The 21,563-nt window shown below is 69.3% G+C and carries 22 protein-coding genes; 11 read left to right on the forward strand and 11 right to left on the reverse strand.

Annotated elements, in window-relative coordinates:
• Positions 1-3: 3 nt before the first annotated feature.
• Entirely contained in the window at positions 4-693 is a 690-nt protein-coding gene (locus D451_RS0120510; protein WP_017535811.1) for a lysoplasmalogenase, read from the forward strand.
• Positions 694-743: 50 nt separating this feature from the next.
• Here the strand turns inward: D451_RS0120510 and D451_RS0120515 are convergent, their stop codons facing one another.
• A complete protein-coding gene (locus D451_RS0120515; RefSeq protein ID WP_017535812.1) occupies positions 744-1,139 on the reverse strand; it encodes a RidA family protein in 396 nt (131 codons plus the stop codon).
• 81 nt (positions 1,140-1,220) lie between these two features.
• Here D451_RS0120515 and D451_RS0120520 point away from each other — a divergent pair, with 81 nt between their 5' ends.
• From D451_RS0120520 to D451_RS26735, 4 genes are all read left to right on the forward strand, one after another.
• Entirely contained in the window at positions 1,221-1,595 is a 375-nt protein-coding gene (locus D451_RS0120520) for a winged helix-turn-helix transcriptional regulator (RefSeq protein ID WP_017535813.1), read from the forward strand.
• A 277-nt stretch (positions 1,596-1,872) separates the two neighbouring features.
• Positions 1,873-2,721 carry a hypothetical protein gene (locus D451_RS0120525; protein WP_017535814.1) on the forward strand — a complete coding sequence of 283 codons (849 nt, stop codon included), beginning with the start codon at positions 1,873-1,875 and terminating at the stop codon, positions 2,719-2,721.
• 32 nt (positions 2,722-2,753) lie between these two features.
• Positions 2,754-3,284, forward strand: a complete 531-nt coding sequence (locus D451_RS0120530) for a carboxymuconolactone decarboxylase family protein (protein ID WP_017535815.1) — start codon at positions 2,754-2,756, stop codon at positions 3,282-3,284.
• Positions 3,285-3,364: 80 nt separating this feature from the next.
• The gene (locus tag D451_RS26735; protein WP_017535816.1) at positions 3,365-4,642 is read left to right on the forward strand and encodes an MFS transporter; all 1,278 of its coding nucleotides are present in this window, start codon (positions 3,365-3,367) and stop codon (positions 4,640-4,642) included.
• 80 nt (positions 4,643-4,722) lie between these two features.
• On the opposite strand, the gene D451_RS0120540 is transcribed toward D451_RS26735, so the two are convergent.
• Positions 4,723-5,229: a DUF6506 family protein gene (locus D451_RS0120540; protein ID WP_017535817.1), complete on the reverse strand. Its 507-nt coding sequence runs from the start codon at positions 5,227-5,229 to the stop codon at positions 4,723-4,725.
• Positions 5,230-5,589: 360 nt separating this feature from the next.
• On the opposite strand from D451_RS0120540, the gene D451_RS0120545 reads away from it, so the two are divergent.
• A complete protein-coding gene (locus D451_RS0120545) occupies positions 5,590-6,663 on the forward strand; it encodes a hypothetical protein (protein ID WP_017535818.1) in 1,074 nt (357 codons plus the stop codon).
• 99 nt (positions 6,664-6,762) lie between these two features.
• Here the strand turns inward: D451_RS0120545 and D451_RS0120550 are convergent, their stop codons facing one another.
• From D451_RS0120550 to ychF, 4 genes are all read right to left on the reverse strand, one after another.
• Entirely contained in the window at positions 6,763-8,151 is a 1,389-nt protein-coding gene (locus tag D451_RS0120550) for an NAD(P)-binding domain-containing protein (protein ID WP_026125230.1), read from the reverse strand.
• A gap of 406 nt (positions 8,152-8,557) precedes the next feature.
• Positions 8,558-9,001: a hypothetical protein gene (locus D451_RS26740; protein WP_017535820.1), complete on the reverse strand. Its 444-nt coding sequence runs from the start codon at positions 8,999-9,001 to the stop codon at positions 8,558-8,560.
• A gap of 169 nt (positions 9,002-9,170) precedes the next feature.
• Positions 9,171-10,004: a serine hydrolase domain-containing protein gene (locus tag D451_RS26745; protein ID WP_161628227.1), complete on the reverse strand. Its 834-nt coding sequence runs from the start codon at positions 10,002-10,004 to the stop codon at positions 9,171-9,173.
• Between the two features lie 11 nt (positions 10,005-10,015).
• A complete protein-coding gene (gene ychF, locus D451_RS0120570) occupies positions 10,016-11,119 on the reverse strand; it encodes a redox-regulated ATPase YchF (RefSeq protein ID WP_017535822.1) in 1,104 nt (367 codons plus the stop codon).
• Positions 11,120-11,383: 264 nt separating this feature from the next.
• On the opposite strand from ychF, the gene D451_RS0120575 reads away from it, so the two are divergent.
• The 3 genes from D451_RS0120575 to D451_RS0120585 all read left to right on the forward strand — a co-directional run bounded on the left by D451_RS0120575 (position 11,384) and on the right by D451_RS0120585 (position 14,612).
• Positions 11,384-12,355 carry an FkbM family methyltransferase gene (locus tag D451_RS0120575; RefSeq protein WP_017535823.1) on the forward strand — a complete coding sequence of 324 codons (972 nt, stop codon included), beginning with the start codon at positions 11,384-11,386 and terminating at the stop codon, positions 12,353-12,355.
• Between the two features lie 160 nt (positions 12,356-12,515).
• Positions 12,516-13,751, forward strand: coding sequence for a DNA recombination protein RmuC (locus tag D451_RS0120580; protein WP_017535824.1), 1,236 nt, complete (start codon positions 12,516-12,518; stop codon positions 13,749-13,751).
• A gap of 300 nt (positions 13,752-14,051) precedes the next feature.
• Positions 14,052-14,612 carry a DUF6542 domain-containing protein gene (locus D451_RS0120585; protein ID WP_017535825.1) on the forward strand — a complete coding sequence of 187 codons (561 nt, stop codon included), beginning with the start codon at positions 14,052-14,054 and terminating at the stop codon, positions 14,610-14,612.
• A 19-nt stretch (positions 14,613-14,631) separates the two neighbouring features.
• Here the strand turns inward: D451_RS0120585 and D451_RS0120590 are convergent, their stop codons facing one another.
• The 3 genes from D451_RS0120590 to D451_RS0120600 form a co-directional block, all read right to left on the reverse strand.
• Complete coding sequence (locus D451_RS0120590) at positions 14,632-14,880, reverse strand: exodeoxyribonuclease VII small subunit (RefSeq protein WP_014909480.1); 249 nt, start codon at positions 14,878-14,880, stop codon at positions 14,632-14,634.
• 2 nt (positions 14,881-14,882) lie between these two features.
• Positions 14,883-16,310, reverse strand: coding sequence for an exodeoxyribonuclease VII large subunit (xseA, locus tag D451_RS0120595; RefSeq protein WP_081616106.1), 1,428 nt, complete (start codon positions 16,308-16,310; stop codon positions 14,883-14,885).
• Between the two features lie 260 nt (positions 16,311-16,570).
• Positions 16,571-17,227 carry a hypothetical protein gene (locus D451_RS0120600; protein WP_020379968.1) on the reverse strand — a complete coding sequence of 219 codons (657 nt, stop codon included), beginning with the start codon at positions 17,225-17,227 and terminating at the stop codon, positions 16,571-16,573.
• 295 nt (positions 17,228-17,522) lie between these two features.
• Between D451_RS0120600 and D451_RS0120605 the strand changes: the two genes are divergently transcribed.
• Complete coding sequence (locus D451_RS0120605; RefSeq protein WP_187294454.1) at positions 17,523-18,494, forward strand: 4-hydroxy-3-methylbut-2-enyl diphosphate reductase; 972 nt, start codon at positions 17,523-17,525, stop codon at positions 18,492-18,494.
• 72 nt (positions 18,495-18,566) lie between these two features.
• Here the strand turns inward: D451_RS0120605 and D451_RS0120610 are convergent, their stop codons facing one another.
• A complete protein-coding gene (locus D451_RS0120610; RefSeq protein ID WP_036568433.1) occupies positions 18,567-19,136 on the reverse strand; it encodes a DUF4245 domain-containing protein in 570 nt (189 codons plus the stop codon).
• Between the two features lie 221 nt (positions 19,137-19,357).
• On the reverse strand, positions 19,358-19,972 hold the full coding sequence (locus tag D451_RS0120615) for a TetR/AcrR family transcriptional regulator (RefSeq protein ID WP_014911597.1): 615 nt from the start codon (positions 19,970-19,972) through the stop codon (positions 19,358-19,360).
• 171 nt (positions 19,973-20,143) lie between these two features.
• Between D451_RS0120615 and glpX the strand changes: the two genes are divergently transcribed.
• Complete coding sequence (gene glpX, locus D451_RS0120620) at positions 20,144-21,169, forward strand: class II fructose-bisphosphatase (RefSeq protein ID WP_014912764.1); 1,026 nt, start codon at positions 20,144-20,146, stop codon at positions 21,167-21,169.
• The last annotated feature ends 394 nt before the right edge of the window (positions 21,170-21,563 follow it).

The raw sequence follows: 21,563 nt of genomic DNA on the forward strand, positions 1-21,563 counted from the left end.
CGGATGATCCCTGATCGGCCCCTTCCCCGGGCACTGCTCGCGCTGTTCGCCCTCATCTGCCTCGTCCACCTGTGGATCCAGGTGTTCGGCCCCGAGAGCTGGTCACGTCCCACTCAGGTCGCCCTCATGCCCGCCCTGGCCCTCGTCCTGGTCGCCGCCGCCGGTCGCCCGCTCGGCCGCCTGCTCGGACTCACGGTGGTCGCCCTGGTCTTCTCCTGGCTCGGGGACACCGCCCCGGGCCTCGCCTCCGGCGACACCGCGTTCCTGTTGATGGTGGGTTTCTTCCTCATCGCGCAGGTCGTGTACGTGGTGGCCTTCTGGAGGTACCGGGCCGAGAGCGTCCTGTACCGACGGCGTCTCCTCCTCGTCCCCTACGTGGGTTACGTGGCGGCGCTCGTCTGGATCTGCGCGCCGAACACCGGCCCCCTGCTCGTCCCTGTGCTGCTCTACGGACTGCTCTTGGGCCTGATGGCGATCCTGTCCACCGGGCTGGGACCGTGGGTGGCCGCCGGCGGGGCCCTCTTCCTGATCTCGGACTCGCTGATCGCTCTGAACGCCTTCGCCCCCGGCCTCGACCTGCCCCAGCGCGACCTCCTGGTGATGAGCACCTACATCGCCGCCCAGACGCTCATCGTCCTGGGACTGCTCCGGCTCGAACGCGCCCCGGAGCCCCGGATCACCTCGAACGTCTGAGCGTGCTCGTCCCCTCCGGCCGTTCCGGGCCCGGAGGGGAGGCCGACGGGTCACTCCAGGACGGCGGTGGCCTCCACTTCGACGAGGATCTCGGGGCGGTACAGGCCCTCGACCCCGATGAGCGAGGCGGGCGGCAGCGGGCGGGGCAGCCCGATCTCCTCGGCGACGCGTTCGATGCCCGCCATGAGCTCCTCGACCCTCTCGTCGTTCCGGTTCGTGACGTAGAACGTGAGGCGCACGACGTCGGCGAAGCCGGCGCCCGCGCCCGCCAGTCCGGTCGCGGTCTCCCGCAGGGCCGAGGCGACCTGCCCGGCGAAGTCCTCGCGCTCTCCCTCGCGCGCGACCTGACCGGCCACGTGCACGTGACGGGTGCCGGTCGCGACGGCGACGTGGTGGTAGAGGGTCTCCCCCATCATGCCCTCGGGGGTGAACAGCGCCACGGCCATGTGCTTCTCCTTCTCGCTTCGGTGCTCAGGTATACGATTGATACCTGCTATCCGAAGGACACTTCAACGAGACCAGGTACCGTGCGCGAAACCTCCTCCACCCCTCCCGAACACGTCGAGATCGCCAGACCCCATCGCGAGCTGCTCGACCAGGTCCTCGACAAATGGTCGCTCCAGGTACTGAACGAGCTCTGCGAACGCCCCTCGCGCTTCAACGAACTGCGCCGTGCGATCCCCGCGGTGACCCAGAAGTCCCTGACCGCGACCCTCCGCCGCCTGGAGCGCAACGGGATCGTCGAGCGCACCGTGACGAGCACGCGGCCGGTGGCGGTCGAGTACGACATCACCCCGCTCGGCAAGACGATCCGAGAGCCGATCGACGCGCTCCTCGGCTGGGCCCACGAGAACATGGCGGACATCGAACGGGCGCGCGCCCGGTTCGACGAGGAGGGGTGAACCCGCCCTCCGTCCCGCCCGGGTGACCGGGGGATCCGCGGGAACGGGTACCCCCCACCCCTATCCGACGGAAACCCCGACGAGGCACCCGCTCCCCACACGCCGCCCCTCGAAGAGCGACCCTCACCCGCACGTTCCCGGCCACTCCCCCACCACCACTCCGACTCCCCGATCATGGGGATCACCTCTTGCAAATATACCCCCCAGGGGTATATGTTCATGGTCATCGCCCCGAGAACGGGACGGCACCGACAGGACCAGAGCATCGGGAGTCACCATGCGGAACCACACCGGCCACGACACGACCGCCCACACGCACCACGCCGACCACGGCGACCACTCGACCCACGCCGCCCCCGGCGGCCTCTCCGTCTCGGAGAACGGCCACACCCTCGAGTTCGACTCCACGATTTTCGACGCCGGCACCCGGACGGTCACCTTCCGGGTGATCGGCCCCGACGGGCGGCCGGTGACCGAGTACGTCCCCGAGCACGAGAAGGAACTGCACCTCATCGCCGTCCGCCGCGACACCTCCGGGTTCCAGCATGTGCACCCGGTGATGGACGAGAAGGGCACCTGGAGCGTCGAGGTCGCCCTGGAACCCGGCGACTGGAGATTCTTCGCCGACGTCCACCCCGCCGGTCACGACGGGACCATGACCCTGGGGATCGACGTCTCCGTCGCCGGACACTACGAGCCTCGTCCGCTCCCCGCGATCGATCGGGTCGCCCGGATCGGCGACCACACCGTCACCCTCGACGGCGAACTCGTCGCAGGGCAGGCCCGCGAGCTGACGCTCACCGTCGCCCGCGACGGTGAACCCGTCACCGACCTCCAGCCCTACCTCGCCGCCTATGGACACCTGGTGGCGCTGCGCGTCGGCGACCTGGGCTACCTCCACGTCCACCCCGAAGGCGCCCCCGGCGACGGCGTCACCGCGCCGGGCCCGGAGATCACCTTCATGGCGGTCGCCCCGTCCGACGGCGTCTACCGCCTCTACCTGGACTTCCTGCACGACGGGGTCGTCCGCACCACCGAGTTCACGGTCCGGACCACCGCGACCGTTCCCGGGCCGGACGCCGCGCACTCCCACGAGGGGCACCACGACGCCCACGCCCACCACTGAGCCGACGTCCCGACATCCGAAGGGCCACGATCATGACCCGCCTGAACCGACTCACACCCGAGACGGCGGTCGGCGCCTCACGCGACCTCCTGACCGACCTGGTCTCCCGTCATGGCCGCGTCGGAGACATGGTCTCCACCATGGCGCACTCGCCGGCCGTTCTCGGCGGCTACCTCCAGCTCGGCCGCGCCATGCGACGGGCCCGGCTCGACCGCCGGATCTCCGAACGGATCTCGATCGCCGTCCAGACCCACCAGGGCTGCGCCCTCTGCCTCGACGCCCACATCGACGCCGCCCGCTCCCTGGGGCTGGACGAGGAAGAGATCGAGCGCGCCCGGGCCGGCACCTCGGCCGACCCCGCGATCGCCGCGATCATCGCCCTCGCCCTCCAGGTCCACCGCGAACCGTCCTCCATCACCGACGAACGGATCGTCGAGTTGAGGGAGCACGGCTACAGCGACCGGGAGATCGCCGACGTCGTCGGTGTCGTCTCCCTGAACGTCCTCACCGGCGCCTTCAACCTGCTCGCCGGCCTCTCACCGGCCACCACCGACGGTGTGTAGCCGTACTCCGGCCCCGTGTCGAGGGGCGCGGCCCCGCCCGCGAGACCGCGCCCCTCCACGTCGGCCTGGAAGGAAACGTCATGCGTCTGTTCACCATTCGCGACTATCGCTACCTGTTCAGCGCCCAGGTGATCGCCCTGTTCGGCACCGGGCTGACGACGGTCGCCCTCGGACTGCTCGCCTACGAGCTCGCCGGCCCGCGCGCCGGTGCCGTCCTCGGCACCGCACTGACCATCAAGATGGTCATGTACGTGGTCATCGCGCCCTTCGCGGCCGCGTACGCCGACCGGCTCCCCAGAAGAGGGTTCCTGGTCCTCCTCGATCTCCTGCGCGCCGGGGTGGTCCTGGCGTTGCCGTTCGTCACCGAGATCTGGCACATCTACGTTCTGATCGCCCTGCTGCAGGCCTCGTCGGCGGCGTTCACCCCGACGTTCCAGGCGGTCATCCCCGACATCGTCACCGACAAGGCCGCCTACACGCGGGCCCTGTCCGCCTCGCAGGTCGCCTACACCATGGAGAGTCTGCTCAGCCCGGTCCTGGCCGCGGTCGCCCTGCTCTTCATGGGCTTCGACCTGCTGTTCGTCGGCACCTCCGTCGGGTTCGCCGTCTCCGCTCTGCTCGTCCTGGCGACCCGCATCCCGAACGCCCGCCCCAGCGCCCACAGCGGGGTCCGGGAGAAGCTGGTCGCGGGGATCGGGACCTTCGTCCGAACCCCGAGGCTGCGCGGCGTCATGGCGCTCAACATGGTGGTCGCGGCGGCCGGTTCGATCGTCGTCGTCAACACCGTCAACCACGTACGTGACCGGCTCGGCGGTTCCCAGTCGGACGTCGCCTGGATGTTGGCCGTCTCCGGTCTCGGAACGCTGCTGGCCGCCCTCGTCCTGCCCCGCCTCCTCGACCGGATCGCCGAACGCACCGTCATGGTGACCGGCGCCGGGGTCCTCGTGGCCGGAACACTCGGCGCCCTGGTCCTCGTCGCCGTACCCGCGGCCGGATGGGCCGGCACCGCGATCGTCTGGGGCGTGATCGGCGTCGGAACGGCCCTGGTCGTCACCCCGACCGGCAAGGTCCTGCGGGCGTCCGTCCCGCCGAACCGGATACCCGAGGTCTTCGCCGCCCAGTTCTCTCTGTCGCACCTGGCCTGGCTGGTCACCTACCCCGTCGCCGGCCGGCTCGGAACCGCGGCCGGGCTCGCCCCCGCCTGGACCGTCCTCGCCGTCCTGGCCGCCGCCGGAGCCGTCGGAGCCCTCCTACTGTGGCCGCGCCGCGACGTGGACGGACCCGCGGACGAGATGGAGTCCGCCGAGTCCGTGTCCCCTTCGGAGACCACCGGCCGGAGGTACGGGCCCGCGGCCTGACGGTACGGAGGGCCCCTGCGATGAGAGGGGCGGACCGCGATGAGCGGACCGCCCCTCGAAACCGCTTCGGGGCGGGCGGGTCAGTCGATGAAGCCGACCGGCAGGGCGCCGTCCACGGCGTCGCGAACGTCGGCGGCCGCCGAGGCGCCGAGGCCCCCGTAGAGCTCCACGATCCCCACTCCGTGCTCCCGGGCCTCCCTGACCCGTTCGATCAGTGCCTCCCGGTCGGCGACCCCGGCGACCACGACCCCCTCGTGCCGGGCCAGGGGTGTGGAGACCGTCGACCCGTACAGGAACAGCGCTCCCCCGGCCTCCCCGGCCTCGAAGGAGGCCTTGTAGGCGGCCACCTGTTCGAGTGATTCGAATCCGTACCGGTTCACCCTCACCTCCACACCGCCACCGATCACCTCGATGACCCGCGCGGCGTCGTCGACGCCGACACCGCCGCAGAGCTCGACACGATCGGCGTCGCGTGCGGCGTTCGCCGCCCTCTTCACCAGGTCGGCGAGTTCGACCCCCTCGATGATCACGTCACCGTCGTCGACGATGACACCCGGCTCTCCTTCGAACAGAACATGTGTCGTCATGTCCGACCGAACATCCCCGGTGCCGGCGGGATTCCTCGGAGATCCGGTGCGGGAATAACCTTCGGCCCCTCACCGGACCGTCCCACGGGATCGATGGCCACAATCGGCCGCCACCGCGCGGACTCGTTCCGGCTCGGACGCTTATCCGCACGCTATGATCGCGACGACGGGTGAGGATGAACCCCTGATTCCCCATGCCTTCGGCCTCGAATACGCACGATGAGCCGACCGCCTCCCCTCTCATGAATCAGCGGAACCGGACACCCCATGTCGACAGGGTGAAACACACACGCCGTGCCACCTGTCGAGACATACCCCCGTTTCAGCACGGAAAGGAAGCGCGCCCGAGCGCGCCCCCGCATGAAGACCAGTAAGAGGATTCTCGCCCCCATAAGCCTGATCTCCGTCGCGGGGATCGTTCTGACCGGATGTTCCTCCGGCCCGGACGGTGTATACGATTTCACCCGGTCCGAATATCTCGAACCCGCCCCCTCGGTCGGAATCGACATCCCCGACGGGCTTCGTGAGGCCGCCGGGGCCGACGCCGAGGGACTGCTGGTCTCCTCCGCCATCGCCGGCTCCCGCGAACTGGAGGGATCGCAGTACTGCGCCATCGACATCGGGATCTCCTACACCGACGACAAGGCCTTCGAAACGCTCACGGCGCCCGTTTACGGCGAGGACGAGGCGGCCGCGGAGGTTCGAGAGGACATTCGATATCTGTCGAGTGCCGTAGCGCCGGAGGCGACCGAGGACCTCGACACGATCAAGGAGGACTTCCTCGAGAACACCCGGGAAGGGCTGCAGTACGAGATCGACTCCTCGCGCGATGAGGACGTCCGTGAGATGAGCATCGAGGAATACCTCGAGAGCGAGGAATACGACAGCCGAGTGGAGGAGTACTCCCTCGACGGGGTGGACTTCCCCCGTTCCGTCGAAGAGTTGGCGGCCACGGCCGTCTGGGCCCATTACCACTCGTGGATGGAATACGCCGGTCTCGATCTGCCGGACCCCGTCCCGGAGGCCCCGGCCACCACCGAAGCGGCCCTCCAAGAGGCCGTCGCGGGATTCGAGGAGTATCGAGCCGAAAAGGTGGAGGAATCCGCCCAGGTGCCCGAATGGGAGAACCTCGCCGGACCGCTCGGCTTCGATTCGCCGTATTCGATGGAGGACTTCGACGAGGCCGACCTCGAGGAGGGTTCCTACTTCTCCGATGACCTGGAGACCGTGACCGTGGTGAGCGACTGCGCCAAGTCCTCCACCGACGAGGACTCCCTCATCCCCTTCCACTTCCCCATCGAGACCGAGGACGGGATCGATACCTTCGCCTCCGTCGATCTCACCGTGATGAGGAACGGCGACGTCTCCGTCGCCGACAGTGAGGTGGACGGCTACGTGGTCGACGCCAACGGCGACTGGATCACGGCGGGTTGAGGCCACGCGGTCCGCGGGTGAACCCGTCGAGGGGACCGTGGAGAGGGCGGGCCGGGGCGACCCCGGCCCGCCCTCTCCATGCTCACGGGCTCCGGTGGGCTAGACGGCCGCGCTCGGAGCGTTCCGCGGGCTCTCTCCGGGCTTCTCGGCAAGGTAGCGCTCGAGCGAGTCGTCGAGCTCCTGGATCCACGGGGTGTGGTGCTCGGCCGAGAGGGTCCCCGTCATCACCGAGCGGTACACGCGGTCGCGATAGCCCATGATGTCGGCCTTCTTGTCCCGCTTCCAGGCGAGGAAGATCTCCACGACCCGGTCGAGGTCGAATTCGGGGTAGTCGGTCTGCTCCAGCAGGTCGCGCACGTAGTCGGCCTGGAAACGGATCTCGTCGGCGTCCGAGGCGATCTTCTCGAAGCGGGCCCGCCATTCGGCGATGGACGCCGCGCGCTCCCGCTCGTCGGGCAGATCGGCGCGGCCCATGATGAGGTCGCGCACGTACCAGGCCTGCGTGTCGAACATGTTGAAGGTGAACCACTGGTCCTGCGCGCCCAGGTAGGCCAAGCGCGGATTGCGCTGCCACACGACGCCGCGGTACAGGCCCTCGGGGTAGACGTTGTTCGGCGAGGACAGCGCGAGATCACCGGGGAGGAACGGGTACTTGTGGAGGTATCCGGTGCACAGGATGACGGCGTCGACGCGTTTCGAGCTGCCGTCGACGAAGTGGACCGTGTCGCGCTCGAAGCGTTCGACGAGAGGGCGTTCCTCGAAGCCCTCGGGCCAGTCATAGCCCATCGGCGCGGAGCGATAGCTCGCCGTCACCGAGCGCGCGCCCATCTTGTACGCCTGGCTGCCGATGTCCTCGGCCGAGTAGCTCGAACCGATGACGAGCACGTCGCGGTCCTTGAGCGCCTCCGCGCCGCGGAAGTCGTGCGCGTGCGTCACCTGCCCCTCGAAGGTCTCGATACCGGGAAGGTCGGGGACGTTGGGGAAGGAGAAGTGGCCGGTGGCCACGACCACCCGACCGAACTCCTCGGTCGTCGTCTCTCCGGTGGGTAGGTCTTCGACCGTGAGCGTGAAGATCTCTCGCGCGGCGTCGTACTCGACCCAGCGCACGATGGTCCGGAACCTGATGAACTCGCGCACGTCGGCCTTCTTCAGGCGGCCCGCGATGTAGTCCCACAGCACCGGGCGCGGCGGGTAGGAGGAGATCGGTCGGGCGAAGTGCTCGTCGAAGGAGTAGTCCGCGAACTCCAGCGCCTCCTTCGGGCCGTTCGACCACAGGTTGCGGTACATGCTGGAGTGCACGGGCTCTCCGAACTCGTCGAGCCCGGTGCGCCAGGTGTAGTTCCACTGGCCGCCCCAGTCCGCCTGCTTCTCGAAGCAGACGATCTCGGGGATCTCCGCCCCCGCGCGGGCCGCGGCCTCGAAGGCCCGCAACTGTGCCATGCCCGAGGGGCCGGCACCGATGATCGCTACTCGTTCTCCGTTCGCCACTTACGGGTCCTCCATATTCGTCATGTATCGAATGCGTCCACCATCGAGACGGCACAGGGCCCGTACGGTCACCGCGAGCGGAACGGCTCGATCGGTCCGGAGAGGCGAACGTCCTTCGACGGTGGGCGGGGGAGACGGCCGAGGCGCACCTCGGCGACGACGGAGCGTCGGCCCTACCGTTGTTCTGGGGCGGTCCGGGGCGAGTCGGGGGTCGACGCCTCCGGGGACCGCACGGTCTCTTCACGGACCTGTGGTCGAGACAGTGGTGACTTTAGAGTACAAAAGCCCAAAAAACGCCACGAAGCCGGGCATGGGTTCATCGGATGTATCCCGATGCGGCAGGAGGGGACGCGAAGCGTGACCATGGGCGGCCTTCTCACGGATCACGGAAGGCGCGCGCCACCGCTCACTCCTCGAACCGCCACTTGAGCAGCAGGTTCCCGGGACGTGGAGGGTGGACCGGCCCGGACTCGCCCCCCAGGCGGACACCGTCGAGGTTGTAGCCTCGGCGCACCACGTCATCGTGGACCTCGGCCAGGAAGACCCGCGGGCCCGGCTCCCGAAAGGCGTACACCTGCCACCGGCTTCCGGGGACGAACCTGTCGATCCAGGAATCGTGGACGAGATCCGCGAGCCCCGCCGTGTGCCGCTCCCCCGCCGGGTCGACGTACTCCACCATGACGATCTCGGTCTCGTCGGAGGTGTGGATCGACGTCACCGTCCCCGTCCTCGGACTCCGGTCCAGAGCGGGCAGAGGGGCGAAGGTGACCCGGGTCAGGCCGATGAGGGTGGTCGCCGTCGCCACGAGGACGACTCCGAGCAGGACGCAGAGAACGACCTCCCAGCCCATCGCCCCGCCTCTCTTCGAACACCCCGGTTCGGGTGGGCGACAGCCTCCCACGCCCCCGATCCCCGTTCAAGCCCCGGACGCGCCCCATAGGCACGACCCCTGACACGACGACGGGAGGGTGGGGAACGCGCCCACGCGCGCTCCCCACCCTCCCGTGGCGAAGAAGAGGTCAGACGTTGAAGCGGAACTCCACCGCGTCCCCGTCCCGGCTCTCGACATCATCGACACATGACTGGATCAGATCCAGATCCTCCCCTTGTCCCTCCGCGACCCGTCCGCGCCACCGGAGTCCGTCCGCACTCACGGCGGCAAAGAGGTTGAAGCCGGGTCCCTGCCCGCCGTGCCCAACGAGCGTCACCGGCTCGCCTTTGCTCATGACCCCGAGGCCGTATCCGGCATGAGGTGACAGTGGGTGCGTGGCTGGCACATTGACCGGGACCGGCTGCATCATCAAGCGGGGAATATCGTCGCCAAGCTCGCCGCGCATGACCGCCGCGATCCCCCGGGCCGCTTCATCAGGCTCAGCAGCGAACGTGCCCGTGAACACCCATCCCGGATCGTAGGCGCGAAGCTCTTCCCCGATCGACTCGTGCGTACATGCGAGCCAGTCGCTACGGGACGCGAAGGGAAAGGCCTCAACACCGAGCGGCTGTAGAACCTGACGGGAGATTGCGGTGAAGAAGTTTGCGGATTCGTTGTACTCGAGAGCGAGTCGCAGCACGGCGAAACCGATGTTGGAGTACCGGAACCGGCCGGCAGGTCCAACGACTGCTCCCGCGAGAACACGGTCGATCTCCCACGCATCTTCGCGCGCTTCTACTGCTGCGCGGTAATCCGCCCACCCGAAGTAATCGTTGAGGCCCGAGGTGTGGTTCAGCAAGGCCCGCACCGTAACCGAACGAAGGGACTCCGGCAGAGCGGGAACCAACTCGCCGAGCTGAACACCGACGTCGAAGGAGCGAAGCACCGCGACGGCTGTGTAAGCCTTGGCGATGCTGTACACAGGGACGACGCTCACTTCTTCCCTCCAGAGGTTAGACCGCTACGGAACTCCACCACGTCGCCGTCGGCCATCACGTACTCCTTGCCCTCCATGCGGACCTTGCCCGCGGCACGGGCGGCCTGCATGTCACCGGCCTCGACGAGGTCGTCGAAGGAGACGACCTCGGCCTTGATGAAGCCGCGCTCGAAGTCGGTGTGGATGACACCGGCCGCCTCCGGGGCGGTGGCGCCCTGCTTGATCGTCCAGGCCCGGGCCTCCTTGGGGCCCGCGGTCAGGTAGGTCTGCAAGCCGAGGGTGGCGAAGCCGACCCGCGCCAGCTGGGCCAGACCGGACTCGCTCTGACCGAGCGACTCCAGCAGCTCCTGGGCCTCGTCGTCCTCCAGCTCGGCCAGCTCCGCCTCGATCTTGGCGTCGAGGAAGATCGCCTCGGCCGGGGCGACCAGGTCCTGGAGCTTGGTGCGCAGGGCCTCGTCGGCGAGCTCGTCGCTGTCGAGGTTGAAGACGTAGATGAACGGCTTGACGGTGAGCAGGCTCAGCTCGCGCAGCCGGGCCACGTCCACGCCCTCGGCCTGGGAGAGCGAGGTGCCCTCGTTGAGAACCTCCTGCGCGGCCCTGGCCGCGGCGAGGAGCTCCTGGGCGTCCTTGTCCTTGGCGTTGCGCTTGGCGTCCTTCTCCAGGCGCGGAACGGCCTTCTCCAGGGTCTGGAGGTCGGCGAGGATCAGCTCGGTGTTGATCGTCTCAATGTCCCGGGAGGGCTCGACGTCGCCGTCGACGTGGGTGACGTCGGCGTCCTCGAAGGCCCGGATCACCTGGCAGATGGCGTCGCTCTCGCGGATGTTGGCGAGGAACTTGTTCCCCAGCCCCTCACCCGTGGAGGCGCCGCGCACGATGCCCGCGATGTCGACGAAGTCGACCGTCGCCGGAAGGATCTTCGCGGAGCCGAAGATCTCGGCCAGCTTCCCGAGCCGGGCATCGGGCACACCCACGACTCCGACATTGGGCTCGATGGTCGCGAACGGGTAGTTCGCGGCCAGAGCGTCGTTCTTGGTCAGCGCGTTGAAGAGGGTGGACTTGCCAACGTTGGGCAGGCCGACGATCCCGATAGACAGACTCACAAGCCCAGAGTCTATGCGGCCCGAGAGGGTGGGCGAGTCCTCGGCGACCGAAAGGCGGATCCTGCCATCGGGCCCGTTTCCCCAGGTCGATCCCTGAAACACGGTGCGTGAACACCATTACACAGAGTAGGTTCGACCAGTGACGCCGGTCACCCCGGGCGGGAGCGCGCGAAAGACCCGCACCAGGGGTGCACATCGGATGACCTGGCTCTTTTCCGGTCGCCGCCACCACGGCACCGTTCCTTTCCGTGGGGAGAAGACACTATGGTCCACAACCAGTTGCGCGCCCTTGTGCGCCGGTACCCGATCGTCCGTTTCGCCACCCGACGGATCCGTGTCCATCTGCCCAGAAGGCTCGGCGGCCTGGACCCCGCCCGGGTCCCTCCCCGATACCGCCGCTTCACGCTCTCCCTGCCCCGCCCGGAGGAAGAGCGACGGCGCCCTGGCCCGGACCGCCTCGCTCTGCACATGCCCGGTGACCTGACGGTGCCCCGGAGTCTCTCCGAGACCGGACTGGCCGGTCACGAACCCGACAGCGTCGCGAGCTTCATGGCCCTGCTCGACCACACCCGCCCCGGGGCGGTCCTCGACGTCGGCTCCGGCATCGGTGTGTACTCGATCCTCGCGGCCGCCCGTTCCCGCCGCCCCGTCTTCGCCTTCGAACCGACCCCCGAACTCGCCTCCGCCGCGAGGTCGGTCTCCGCCTCGGGGAACCTCGGCTTCACCGTGGTCGACCTGGCCCTGAGCAACCACAACGGGACCGCGCGACTGTCCCGGGCCCCGCACAACGACACGTGCAACCGGATAGTGCACAGCTCGCGTCCGGCTCTGTCCCGTCCGACCGTGCGGACCGCCACCCTGTCGCGGTGGAACGAGACGGCGGCGGTCTTCCCCACGGTGATCAAGATCGACACCGCCGGGAGCGAGCCGGACGTGGTGGCCGGGGGCCTGGAGGTGCTGCGCCGGTACCGTCCCTGGCTGCTGGTGAAGGTCCGGCCCGGCCGAGGGATCGAGGAGAGGTTGATGGCGCTCCTGGATCCCCTGGAGTATCTGTGGTTCCCGGTGACGGGGGATCCCCCCTTCCAGGCACGCGGGGAGATCTCCGGGCGGGCCTCCCCCGCCTCGGGGAGGATGTGGATGTTCACCCCGGAGGAGCCGCCCGAGGAACTGTGGTCCTCGGTGAAATCCTGGCGTGAGGCCCTGCGGTCCTGCGACGCGACCCCTACCGCCCCCTGAGCCGCTCTCCACCCTCTCTTCCTCCGCCTCCGCTCCGCGCGTGACCGACCGGATCCCACCGGCCCCGCAATCGCGACGTCGACGGGGTTCGGGACGCGGACGCGCCCTCGATCCCGCGAGAGGCCCCGCGGGGACCCGAACTGAGAGAACATGGGTCACCATGGACGGCCTCGTACTCGTACTCATGCTTCTCATCGGTCTGGCGATCGGTATCGCGGTGGGGTGGACCCTGGCCCGCGGGCGCGACGCCCAGGCCCGTGCCGACGCCCGGGCCGCGGAGGAACGCGCCGCCTACATGGAGGAACAGCTCGCCGACCGGTTCCGCGCCCTGTCCTCCCAGGTACTGGACCAGACCAACCGGAGCTTCCTCGACCTGGCCGAGGGGCGTCTGCGCGCGGTGGGCGCCGAGGCCGGGGGCGATCTGGACGAACGGCGTCGTGCCGTGGAGCGCATGGTCGAACCGTTGACGGAGACCCTGAACCGGGTCGAGCTCCGTCTGCGGGAGGCCGACGCCGGGCGCGCCGCCGCGCACGCCGAACTGGCCAAACAGGTGGAGCTCGTCCGTGAGGGCTCGGACCGATTGCGCGACCAGACCAGCTCCCTCGTGACGGCGCTGCGGCGTCCCGAGGCTCGGGGGCGATGGGGCGAGCTCCAGTTGCGTCGGGTCGCGGAGCTGGCGGGGATGGACGCGCACTGCGACTTCCAGGAGCAGGCGGTGGCCGGGGCGCACCGGCCGGACATGGTGGTGCGGTTGGCCGGTGGCAAGAACATCGTCGTCGACTCCAAGGTCCCGCTGGCCGCCTACCTCGACGCGGTGGAGGCCGGAGAGGGGCCGGCGGCCGAGGAGCGGCTGCGGGCCCACGCCAAGCATCTGCGCACCCACGTGGACCAGCTCGCCGCCAAGTCCTACTGGGCCTCCTTCACCCCGGCCCCGGAGTTCGTGGTGCTTTTCATCCCCGGTGAGGCCTTCCTCGCTCCGGCCTTGGAGCGCGACGCGGACCTCCTGGAATACGCGATGGGTCGTCGGGTGCACATCGCGACGCCGACGACGTTGATCTCCCTGTTGCGGACGGCCCAGTACGCCTGGCAGCAGGAGGCCCTGAGCGAGAACGCGCGCGAGGTCTTCGACCTGGGCAAACAGCTGCACTCCCGCCTGTCGACGCTGGGCGGTCACGTCGAAGGTCTGGGTCGGGCGCTGACCAGGACGGTGACCGCCTACAACCAGACGGTGGGTTCCCTGGAGAGTCGGGTCCTGGTGACCGCCCGCAGGTTCGGCGAGTTGGGGCTCGTCGACGCGGATCTGGATCGCCTGTCGGGTCTGGAGGACCGTCCCCGCACGGTGGCCGCCCCGGAACTCAGCGAGTCCACACCGAAATTCGCGGAGTCGGACATGTAGGGAGTGGATATATCGAATATGACCAAGTCAGACGGTATTCGGCGTGGAAGTAACGTCCCCGACGACCCGACCTGAAATGAAGTCGGCGGACTTCTCCGGGGAGAGTGACGAAACGCCCAAGGCCGCGAAACCGACCCGAACCAGGTGGGACGATCTCGGCGTCCAAGGGAGGGAAGGCGCGTTGACCCCGGAAGGGGCAAGTGGCCGAAATGGCGACACGTTCCCAGGAAAGACACCCGGAACTTCACAAGAAGTGACACACTAAACACTGTGAGTAACAAACTTGGGAGGCGCACGACCATGCCCCCACGCAGGACGGACGGCCCGGATCCCGGGCAGGCCCCGTACTTCGTGCGGCCCGAGGGTCGCGGCCGGAACGTGTCGAACCCGGCCGCCCCCCGAGGCCGGACCACCACGGCCCGGGCCGGCTCACCCTCGGCCCCTCGACCCCGCCGTACCCGACCGCCCCGCCTGACCGTACGCGGCGGGGTGCTGCTGATCGTCCTGTTCAGTTTCGCGGGCACGATGATCGCCAACCTGACGTCGACCCCGGCCGCGCCCGGTATCGCCTTCACGGTCGCCTGCCTGGCCACCGCCGCCATGGTCCGCCCCGGCGACCTGTTGTCCCTGTCGGTCAGCCCGCCGATCGCCTACTTCGTCGCCGTGGTCGCCGCCGAGAGCGTCCTGGCCGCGGGCAACGACGGCTTCGGACGCATGCTCGTCCTCGGTCTGGCCACCCGGCTCGCCGAGGTCGCCCCCTGGCTGTTCCTGGGAACCGCCCTGGTCCTGGTCATCGCGGTGTTCCGCGGGCTGCCCGGCAATCTCCGCACCCTCGGCGACGAACTCAACGGCCGCAAGTGAGCCGAACGGTCTCGGCCGTTCAGAAGGGCGCGTCGGCCTCCGAAGCCCCTTCCCCGTCACCCCGACGCTCGTCCACGGCCGCCGCCAGTCTGGCCCGGGCCCCCTCCAGCCAGCGCTCGCAGGTGCGCGCCAGCTCCTCGCCGCGCTCCCACAGCGCCAGCGACTCCTGGAGCGTGAGGCCTCCCGACTCCAGCTTGCGGACGACGTTGTTCAGCTCCTCCCGGCTCTCCTCGTAACTCGGTTCCGGGGCCACCTTCTCCTCGGCCATCTCTACTCCCCCTCGGTGATGTTCTCGGTCGTCGTATCGTCGTCGGCCCCGGTCCCGCCGGCCTCAGGCTCCGCCGCCTTCTTGGACGCGGCGGTCTTCTTCGACGCCGCCGCCCTCTTGGACGGGGAGGCCTTCTTCGAGGCCGTCCTCCCCGATCCGCTCTTCGTCGCCCGCCCGGAGGTCCGGGGCTCGCGGGTCTCCGGTTCCTCCTCGGTGGGGCCGTCGAGCGCGTCCACCGAGTCGACGGTGGCGGTCAGGCCGTCCTCGGCGAAGCGCAGGCGCAGGCTCTCCCCCACCGCGGGTTCGGTCGCCGAACGGACCACCGACCCGTCCTCCCTCTGCACGATCGCGTAACCGCGCGCCAAGGTGGTGGCCGGGGACAGGGCGTGCAGGCGGGCCTCGGTGTGCCTCAGCTCGTCGGAGGCCCGGTCCAACGAGATCGTCAGGGAGCGCCGGGCCCGGTCACGTGCCTCAAGGACCTGGTCCATGAGCCGCTCGGTCTCCCGGACCGGATCGGCGAGCACGGGGCGCGAGCGGATTCCGGACAGCCACGTGAACTCCCGGTCCAGGCCGCCCTTGATCACCCGCCGGCCTCGATCGCGCAGTTGGCGGATGATCTCCAGCTGTTCGCCGACGTCGGGCACGACCTTCTTCGCGGCGTCGGTCGGGGTGGAGGCCCGAACGTCGGCGACGTGGTCGAGCAACGGGGTGTCCTGTTCGTGCCCGATGGCGCTCACCACGGGGGTGGCGGCCTCGGCCACGGCCCGCACGAGCGCCTCGTCGGAGAAGGGCAGCAGGTCCTCCATCGAGCCGCCGCCCCGGGCGATGACGATGACGTCGACCTCGGGGTGGGCGTCCAGTTCGCGCAGGGCGTCGATGACCTCTCGGGTGGCCCGGTCCCCCTGGACCGCGACGGGCCGTACCTCGAAACGCACGGCGGGCCAGCGGCGACGACCGTTCTCCAGCACGTCGCGTTCGGCGGCGGAGTCACGACCGCAGACCAGGCCGACGGTGTTGGGCAGGAAGGGCACGGGGCGTTTGCGCTCGGGCGCGAACAGTCCCTCGGCGGTGAGGGTACGGCGCAACTGCTCCAGACGTGCCAGCAGCTCACCGATCCCGACGTGTCGGATCTCCCGGGCACGCAGTGAGAAGGTGCCCTTGAGCTGGTAGAAGTCGGGTTTGGCGTGGACGACGACCCGGTCTCCGGGGCCCGGGGGCGTCCCTTGTCGTCGAAGGACCGAGGTCTCGCAGAGGACCCGGACCGAGGCGTTGGCGATCGGATCGCGCAGGGTCAGGTAGCTCATCCGCCCGCGCGAGTTGAGCTCGGCGATCTGCCCTTCGACCCAGATGGCCCCCAGCCGGTCGATCCAACCACCGACCGCTTGGAGCACGGCCCTCACCGGCTGCGGCGCCTCAGCGGAACTCTCCATACCCATGGCCCAGAGCCTAGGCCAGAGTGAGGACGGTTCAGCGGAGCGCCGTACTCCGACCGGTCGACCTTCCGGGGCCGTCGGCCGTTCCGACCTCCGTCACCGACCCGTTCGGGCTCGCCGTTCCCCCACCGGGCGTCGTGCGGTGGGCTTCGGCCTCCACCGCACGACGCCCTCTCCGGCCACGCGCGGTCGGCGCGCTCCCCGCCCATGGGCGCGCTCGAGCGGGGCGAACATGAGGAAGGGCATGGACCGGAACGCTACTTCTCCTCGTTCTGGAGCTTGGTGATCCGGTTGTCGTACATCTTGATGAACTCGGGGCGGCCCTGGTGGGCGACCTCATAGGCGCGCAGATCGCGGACCTGCTCGATGGTGAGCTTGCGCAGGCGGGCCCTGATCGAGGGGAGCGTGAGCTCGTCGTAGGTGGGGACGGCCAGGTCCTCGGCGGCCGGGGCGGCCTCCTTGCGGACCTTCTCCAGGACCTCGTCGTCGGCGACGGTGGTGTGCGCCTCGGCGGCGGCGAGCTCCTCGGCGAGCTCACGTCCGTCTTCGGGGAGATCGGCGGTGGCCGGGGCGGCGGGCTCGTCCTTGGGCTCCTCCACCAGCGTGGCGGTCTCGGCCTCGGCGGTCTCCTCGGACGTGACCGGGGCGACGGGCTCCTCGACCGGCTTCTCCGCGACGGGGGCGGGGGTCTTCTCGACCGACTCCTCGGCGGGGGCCTTCTCCTCGGCCTTCTTCTCGGCGAGGGCCGGGGGCTTCTCCTCGGACACGGAGGGGGTGTCGACGACCTCCGGAGCCGTCTCCGTGACGGGGGTCTCGTCCTTCTTCTCCGGTTCGGCCTCGACGACCGTCTCCTTACGCCCGAAGATCCCCTTGACCAGGGACATCAGCTTCGTGGTGATAGTCGGATTCGACATAGGGCGGGGGCTCCTGAAGATCTCGGCGGGTGGGCGGGCGGCGCGGCCGGCAAACCGGGCGAGGCCGAGCCGAGGGCGAACCGCCTCATAACAGATGCGATGGTGAACCAGGATAGATGAGGGGGGAACGGCACGAGCGGCGGGCATGTGAACGATTTCGCCACTTCGCGGGCCGACCGGGTACGTTCCGTTGTGACGACGTCACCTTCCCGTGCCCTCCCCGAGAGGCGGGCCCGGATCGATGCCCTACGCCACACCCGGGTCCACGACCCATGATCGCACCTAGGATGTGTTCATGACTGCGATGACGACTGCCACGAACCAACGCCGTGTGCTACTCGCCAACCCCAGGGGTTACTGCGCCGGTGTCGACCGAGCGGTCATCACCGTCGAGAAGGCCCTGGAACAGTACGGCGCCCCCATCTACGTGCGCAAGCAGATCGTGCACAACACGCACGTCGTGCGCACGCTGGAGGAGCGCGGCGCGATCTTCGTCGAGGAGACCGAGGAGGTGCCCGAGGGCGCCATCGTGGTCTTCTCCGCTCACGGCGTCTCCCCCGCCGTCCACGAGCAGGCGGAGAAGCGCAGGTTGAAGACCATCGACGCCACCTGTCCGCTGGTCACCAAGGTCCACAAGGAGGCGAAGCGCTTCGCCTCCGAGGACCGCGACATCATCCTCATCGGCCACATCGGCCACGAGGAGGTCGAGGGCACCAGCGGTGAGGCCCCCGAGCACATCCAGATCGTGGAGAGCCCGGAGGAGGTCGACAAGGTCGAGGTCCGCGACCCGAACAACGTCTCCTGGCTGTCCCAGACCACCTTGTCGGTGGACGAGACCAACCAGACCGTGGACGCGCTCCGTGAGCGTTTCCCGAACCTGCTCGACCCGCCCAGCGACGACATCTGCTACGCCACCTCCAACCGCCAGGACGCCGTCAAGGCCATGGCCCCGGAGTGCGAGCTGGTGATCGTGGTGGGGTCCGACAACTCGTCGAACTCCGTCCGTCTGGTGGAGGTGGCCCTGGACGCCGGCGCCGACGCGTCCTACCTGATCGACAACGCCGGCCTCATGGACGAGGCCTGGCTCGAAGGCGTCACCACCGTCGGTGTCACCAGCGGCGCCTCGGTCCCCGACATCCTGGTCCGCGAGCTGCTCGACAAGCTCGCCGGTCACGGGTACGGCACCGTCACCCCGGTGACGACCGCCGACGAGACCCTGACCTTCTCGCTGCCCAAGGAGCTGCGTCGCGACCTGCGCGCCGAGTGATCCGCACACGTGAAAGGGGCCCCGCCGACCGGGAACGGTCGGCGGGGCCCCTTTCACGTGTGCGGAGGCGGTTCAGGCGTCGTCCTCGGACTCGTCGGCCCCGGAGTCCTCGTCCTCGGGAACGGGGAAGCTCTCCAGGTGTTCGGCGAGGATCGCGAACTCGTCCACGGAGGTGCTGCCGGAGATCACCAGGGTCCGCTCGTCGTCGCTCAGGACGAGGGCGCCCCAGTCGTCGGAGTCCAGGTGCTCCCATTCCTGATCACCGACCATGACGGTGCCCACCGGCTCGGCGTCCTTGGCCCGGCTCTCGACCACCGTGTCGCGGTCGGCGTCGCTCTGGGTCAGCATCGCGTGGCTGTCCCGGGGGGTGGCGAACCCGATGCTCCACTCGACGGGGCCCGTCGTGTCCAGCGTGGAACTGGTGGGGATCCACCCTTCCGGAAGCTCGTCGGAGGGCGCCGTCACCGGATAGTCGGCCGCCTGTCGCAGCACTTCGATGTCCGGGCGGTAGTCCACGGTGGGGATGTTCTCACCCGAGCGCGCGGAGACCACGAACGACATGACCAGCAGGATGCCGACCACGACCCCGAGGGAGATGGCGTAGTTCTTGAAAGTGGCGTTGGCCCGGCTGTACTCACTCATGACATGACCAGCTTGCCGCAGGTCCGGGGCCACTTCGACCCGGGGTCGGGTTAGTCGGCGTTCGCCGAGGCCCCGATCGTGTCCCGATCCGTGTCCGTTCGCCCGGTGAACGGGCGGTGGCGGGGCGGGGACGACCTCGTGAGCTCTTCGGTGTGACACCTCTCCCACCGGCCGCGCCCGCCGGGCGGAGGATCCCGGCGGGTCGGGGGAGCCGTCGTCGCTCAGTCGCCGTCGGGGCGCCGTCGCGATTCCAGAAGGCTCAGCAGTCCGGTGATGTCGTCGGCGAGCTCGTGGGCGTCCTGGTCGTCGCGGCGCACCACCTCGGCGACGGCCAGCAGCATCGAACCGCTGACCACGATCAGGAGCGCCTCGTCGACCGGTTCGTCCGCCTTGCGGAAGAGCGCCACGTTGCGGTCGGTCCACTGGGTGAGCCGGTCCCGCAACTGGTGGTCGAACCCGGGAGGCCCGTCTCCACTAAAGAAGAGGCGGGCGGTGTCCCGTTCCTCGATGCATCCGAGCAGATAGGCGTGGGCCGCGATGTTCATCAGCCGTGTGGGATCGCTCTCACCCCGGGCCCTGGCGTCCTTGACCGCCTGGTGGGTGCGTTCCTGCTGGCGTTGCTGGAACTCCTCGTACAGGGCGAGGTAGAGATCCGCCTTACCCGTGAAGTGGTGGTAGAGACTGCCCACGCTGGCCCCGGCGAGCGAGACGACCTCGCTCACCCCGGCCTTCGCGAACCCCACCGTACGGAACACTTGGGCCGCCGCCCGCAGCAGGGCACTGCGGGTGGCCGCACCACGCGGGGACACCCGCGCGGGCTTGTCCGTCTTGTCCACTGTCACGCCCTCACTCCTGTCCGAGTTCCCGCCAGCGTAGACCGTCCCGCCCCGTCCGGAGCCGATCGTCCTCGTTCCGACGCGGCCCACCCGTGACGACCGCAGGTCACTTGGGGTGACTACCCTAAGACGTGAACCCCACCCTGTTCCCTGACGGAAGGTGTCACGTCCATGTCGCAGTCCAGTAGCCCGTCCGCGCAGCAGTCGGCGCCCGACCGTAACCTCGCGCTGGAACTGGTCCGCGTCACCGAGACCGCCGCGCTCGCCGCGGCCCGCTGGGTCGGCAAGGGCGACAAGATCGGCGCGGACGGCGCCGCGGTGCGCGGTATGCGCCACATGATCAGCACCGTGTCGATGAACGGCACCGTGGTGATCGGCGAGGGCGAGAAGGACAACGCCCCCATGCTCTACAACGGCGAGCTCGTCGGTGACGGCGGCGGCCACGACTGGGACGTCGCGGTCGACCCGATCGACGGCACCACCCTGACCGCCATGGGCATGCCCAACGCCATCGCCGTCATCGCGATGAGCCCGCGCAACACCATGTTCGACCCGTCCGCGGTGTTCTACATGGAGAAGCTGGCCACCGGCCCCGAGGCCGCCGACGTGGTGGACATCGCCGCTCCGGTCGCCGACAACATCCAGGCCGTGGCCCGCGCCAAGGGCAAGTCGCCCCAGGACGTCACGGTCGTCATCCTGGACCGGCCCCGCCACAAGCAGCTCGTGCAGGACGTGCGGGACGCGGGCGCCCGGATCAAGTTCATCAGCGACGGCGACGTGGCCGGAGCGATCATGGCGGCCCGGCCCAACACCGGTGTGGACCTGATGCTGGGCATCGGCGGCACGCCCGAGGGCATCATCACGGCCTGTGCGATGAAGTGTCTGGGCGGCGTCATCCAGGGTCGCCTGTGGCCCAAGGACGACGAGGAGCGCCGCAAGGCCATCGAGGCCGGTCACGACCTGGACCGTGTGCTCTACACCGACGACCTGGTCTCCTCGGACGACGTGTTCTTCGCGGCGACGGGCATCACGGAGGGCGAGCTGGTGGGCGGTGTCCGCTACGAGTCCACCGGGGTCATCACCGACTCCCTGGTCATGCGGGGCCGCAGCGGCACCGTGCGCCAGGTCCGCAGCGAGCACCGTCTGAGCAAGCTGTCCGCCTACAGCGGGGTCGACCTCACCTCCGCTCCGGAGTAGGACCCGCCTCTCCCGCGCGTCCGGCCACCGGTGTCCGTAGCCCCTCGACCAGGGGCCACGGACGTACCGGTGGCCTCTTCGTTCTCAGGCCTCCTACGGCTCACATGTCGGATTCGGAACCTCTCGTGCCCCGCCGGCGTCACACAGGTCACCGGCCGAGCCGCCGGCCGTCTGTCTCGAACACCCGCGTCGGAGGTCCGATGTCCTACCCTGATCCCCCGCAGCAGCCCCAGTGGCAGCCGCCGCAGCAACCCGGGCAGGCGTACCCTCCGCCTCAGGGCCCCGCCGGAGGGGCCCCGCAGCACCCCGGGTTCGCCGCTCCCCAGGGGCCCGGTCCCTACGCCGGTGGCCCGGGTACGCCCATGGGGCCGGGCGGTCCCGGCGCCCCCATGGG

It is taken from the genome of Nocardiopsis alba DSM 43377 (genome assembly GCF_000341225.1).
Taxonomy (GTDB): Bacteria; Actinomycetota; Actinomycetes; order Streptosporangiales; family Streptosporangiaceae; genus Nocardiopsis; species Nocardiopsis alba.

Coding starts and splice junctions, on each gene's coding strand:
- glpX (WP_014912764.1), top strand. CDS start 20,144: ATGTCGCAGTCCAGTAGCCCGTCCGCGCAGCAGTCGGCGCCCGACCGT.
- D451_RS0120600 (WP_020379968.1), bottom strand. CDS start 17,227: ATGTCGAATCCGACTATCACCACGAAGCTGATGTCCCTGGTCAAGGGG.
- D451_RS0120590 (WP_014909480.1), bottom strand. CDS start 14,880: ATGGCCGAGGAGAAGGTGGCCCCGGAACCGAGTTACGAGGAGAGCCGG.
- D451_RS0120610 (WP_036568433.1), bottom strand. CDS start 19,136: ATGAGTGAGTACAGCCGGGCCAACGCCACTTTCAAGAACTACGCCATC.
- D451_RS0120515 (WP_017535812.1), bottom strand. CDS start 1,139: ATGGCCGTGGCGCTGTTCACCCCCGAGGGCATGATGGGGGAGACCCTC.
- D451_RS0120545 (WP_017535818.1), top strand. CDS start 5,590: ATGAAGACCAGTAAGAGGATTCTCGCCCCCATAAGCCTGATCTCCGTC.
- D451_RS0120605 (WP_187294454.1), top strand. CDS start 17,523: ATGACTGCGATGACGACTGCCACGAACCAACGCCGTGTGCTACTCGCC.
- D451_RS26740 (WP_017535820.1), bottom strand. CDS start 9,001: ATGGGCTGGGAGGTCGTTCTCTGCGTCCTGCTCGGAGTCGTCCTCGTG.
- D451_RS0120525 (WP_017535814.1), top strand. CDS start 1,873: ATGCGGAACCACACCGGCCACGACACGACCGCCCACACGCACCACGCC.
- D451_RS0120510 (WP_017535811.1), top strand. CDS start 4: ATGATCCCTGATCGGCCCCTTCCCCGGGCACTGCTCGCGCTGTTCGCC.
- D451_RS0120540 (WP_017535817.1), bottom strand. CDS start 5,229: ATGACGACACATGTTCTGTTCGAAGGAGAGCCGGGTGTCATCGTCGAC.
- D451_RS0120580 (WP_017535824.1), top strand. CDS start 12,516: ATGGACGGCCTCGTACTCGTACTCATGCTTCTCATCGGTCTGGCGATC.
- xseA (WP_081616106.1), bottom strand. CDS start 16,310: ATGGAGAGTTCCGCTGAGGCGCCGCAGCCGGTGAGGGCCGTGCTCCAA.
- D451_RS0120575 (WP_017535823.1), top strand. CDS start 11,384: ATGGTCCACAACCAGTTGCGCGCCCTTGTGCGCCGGTACCCGATCGTC.
- D451_RS0120585 (WP_017535825.1), top strand. CDS start 14,052: ATGCCCCCACGCAGGACGGACGGCCCGGATCCCGGGCAGGCCCCGTAC.
- D451_RS0120530 (WP_017535815.1), top strand. CDS start 2,754: ATGACCCGCCTGAACCGACTCACACCCGAGACGGCGGTCGGCGCCTCA.
- D451_RS26735 (WP_017535816.1), top strand. CDS start 3,365: ATGCGTCTGTTCACCATTCGCGACTATCGCTACCTGTTCAGCGCCCAG.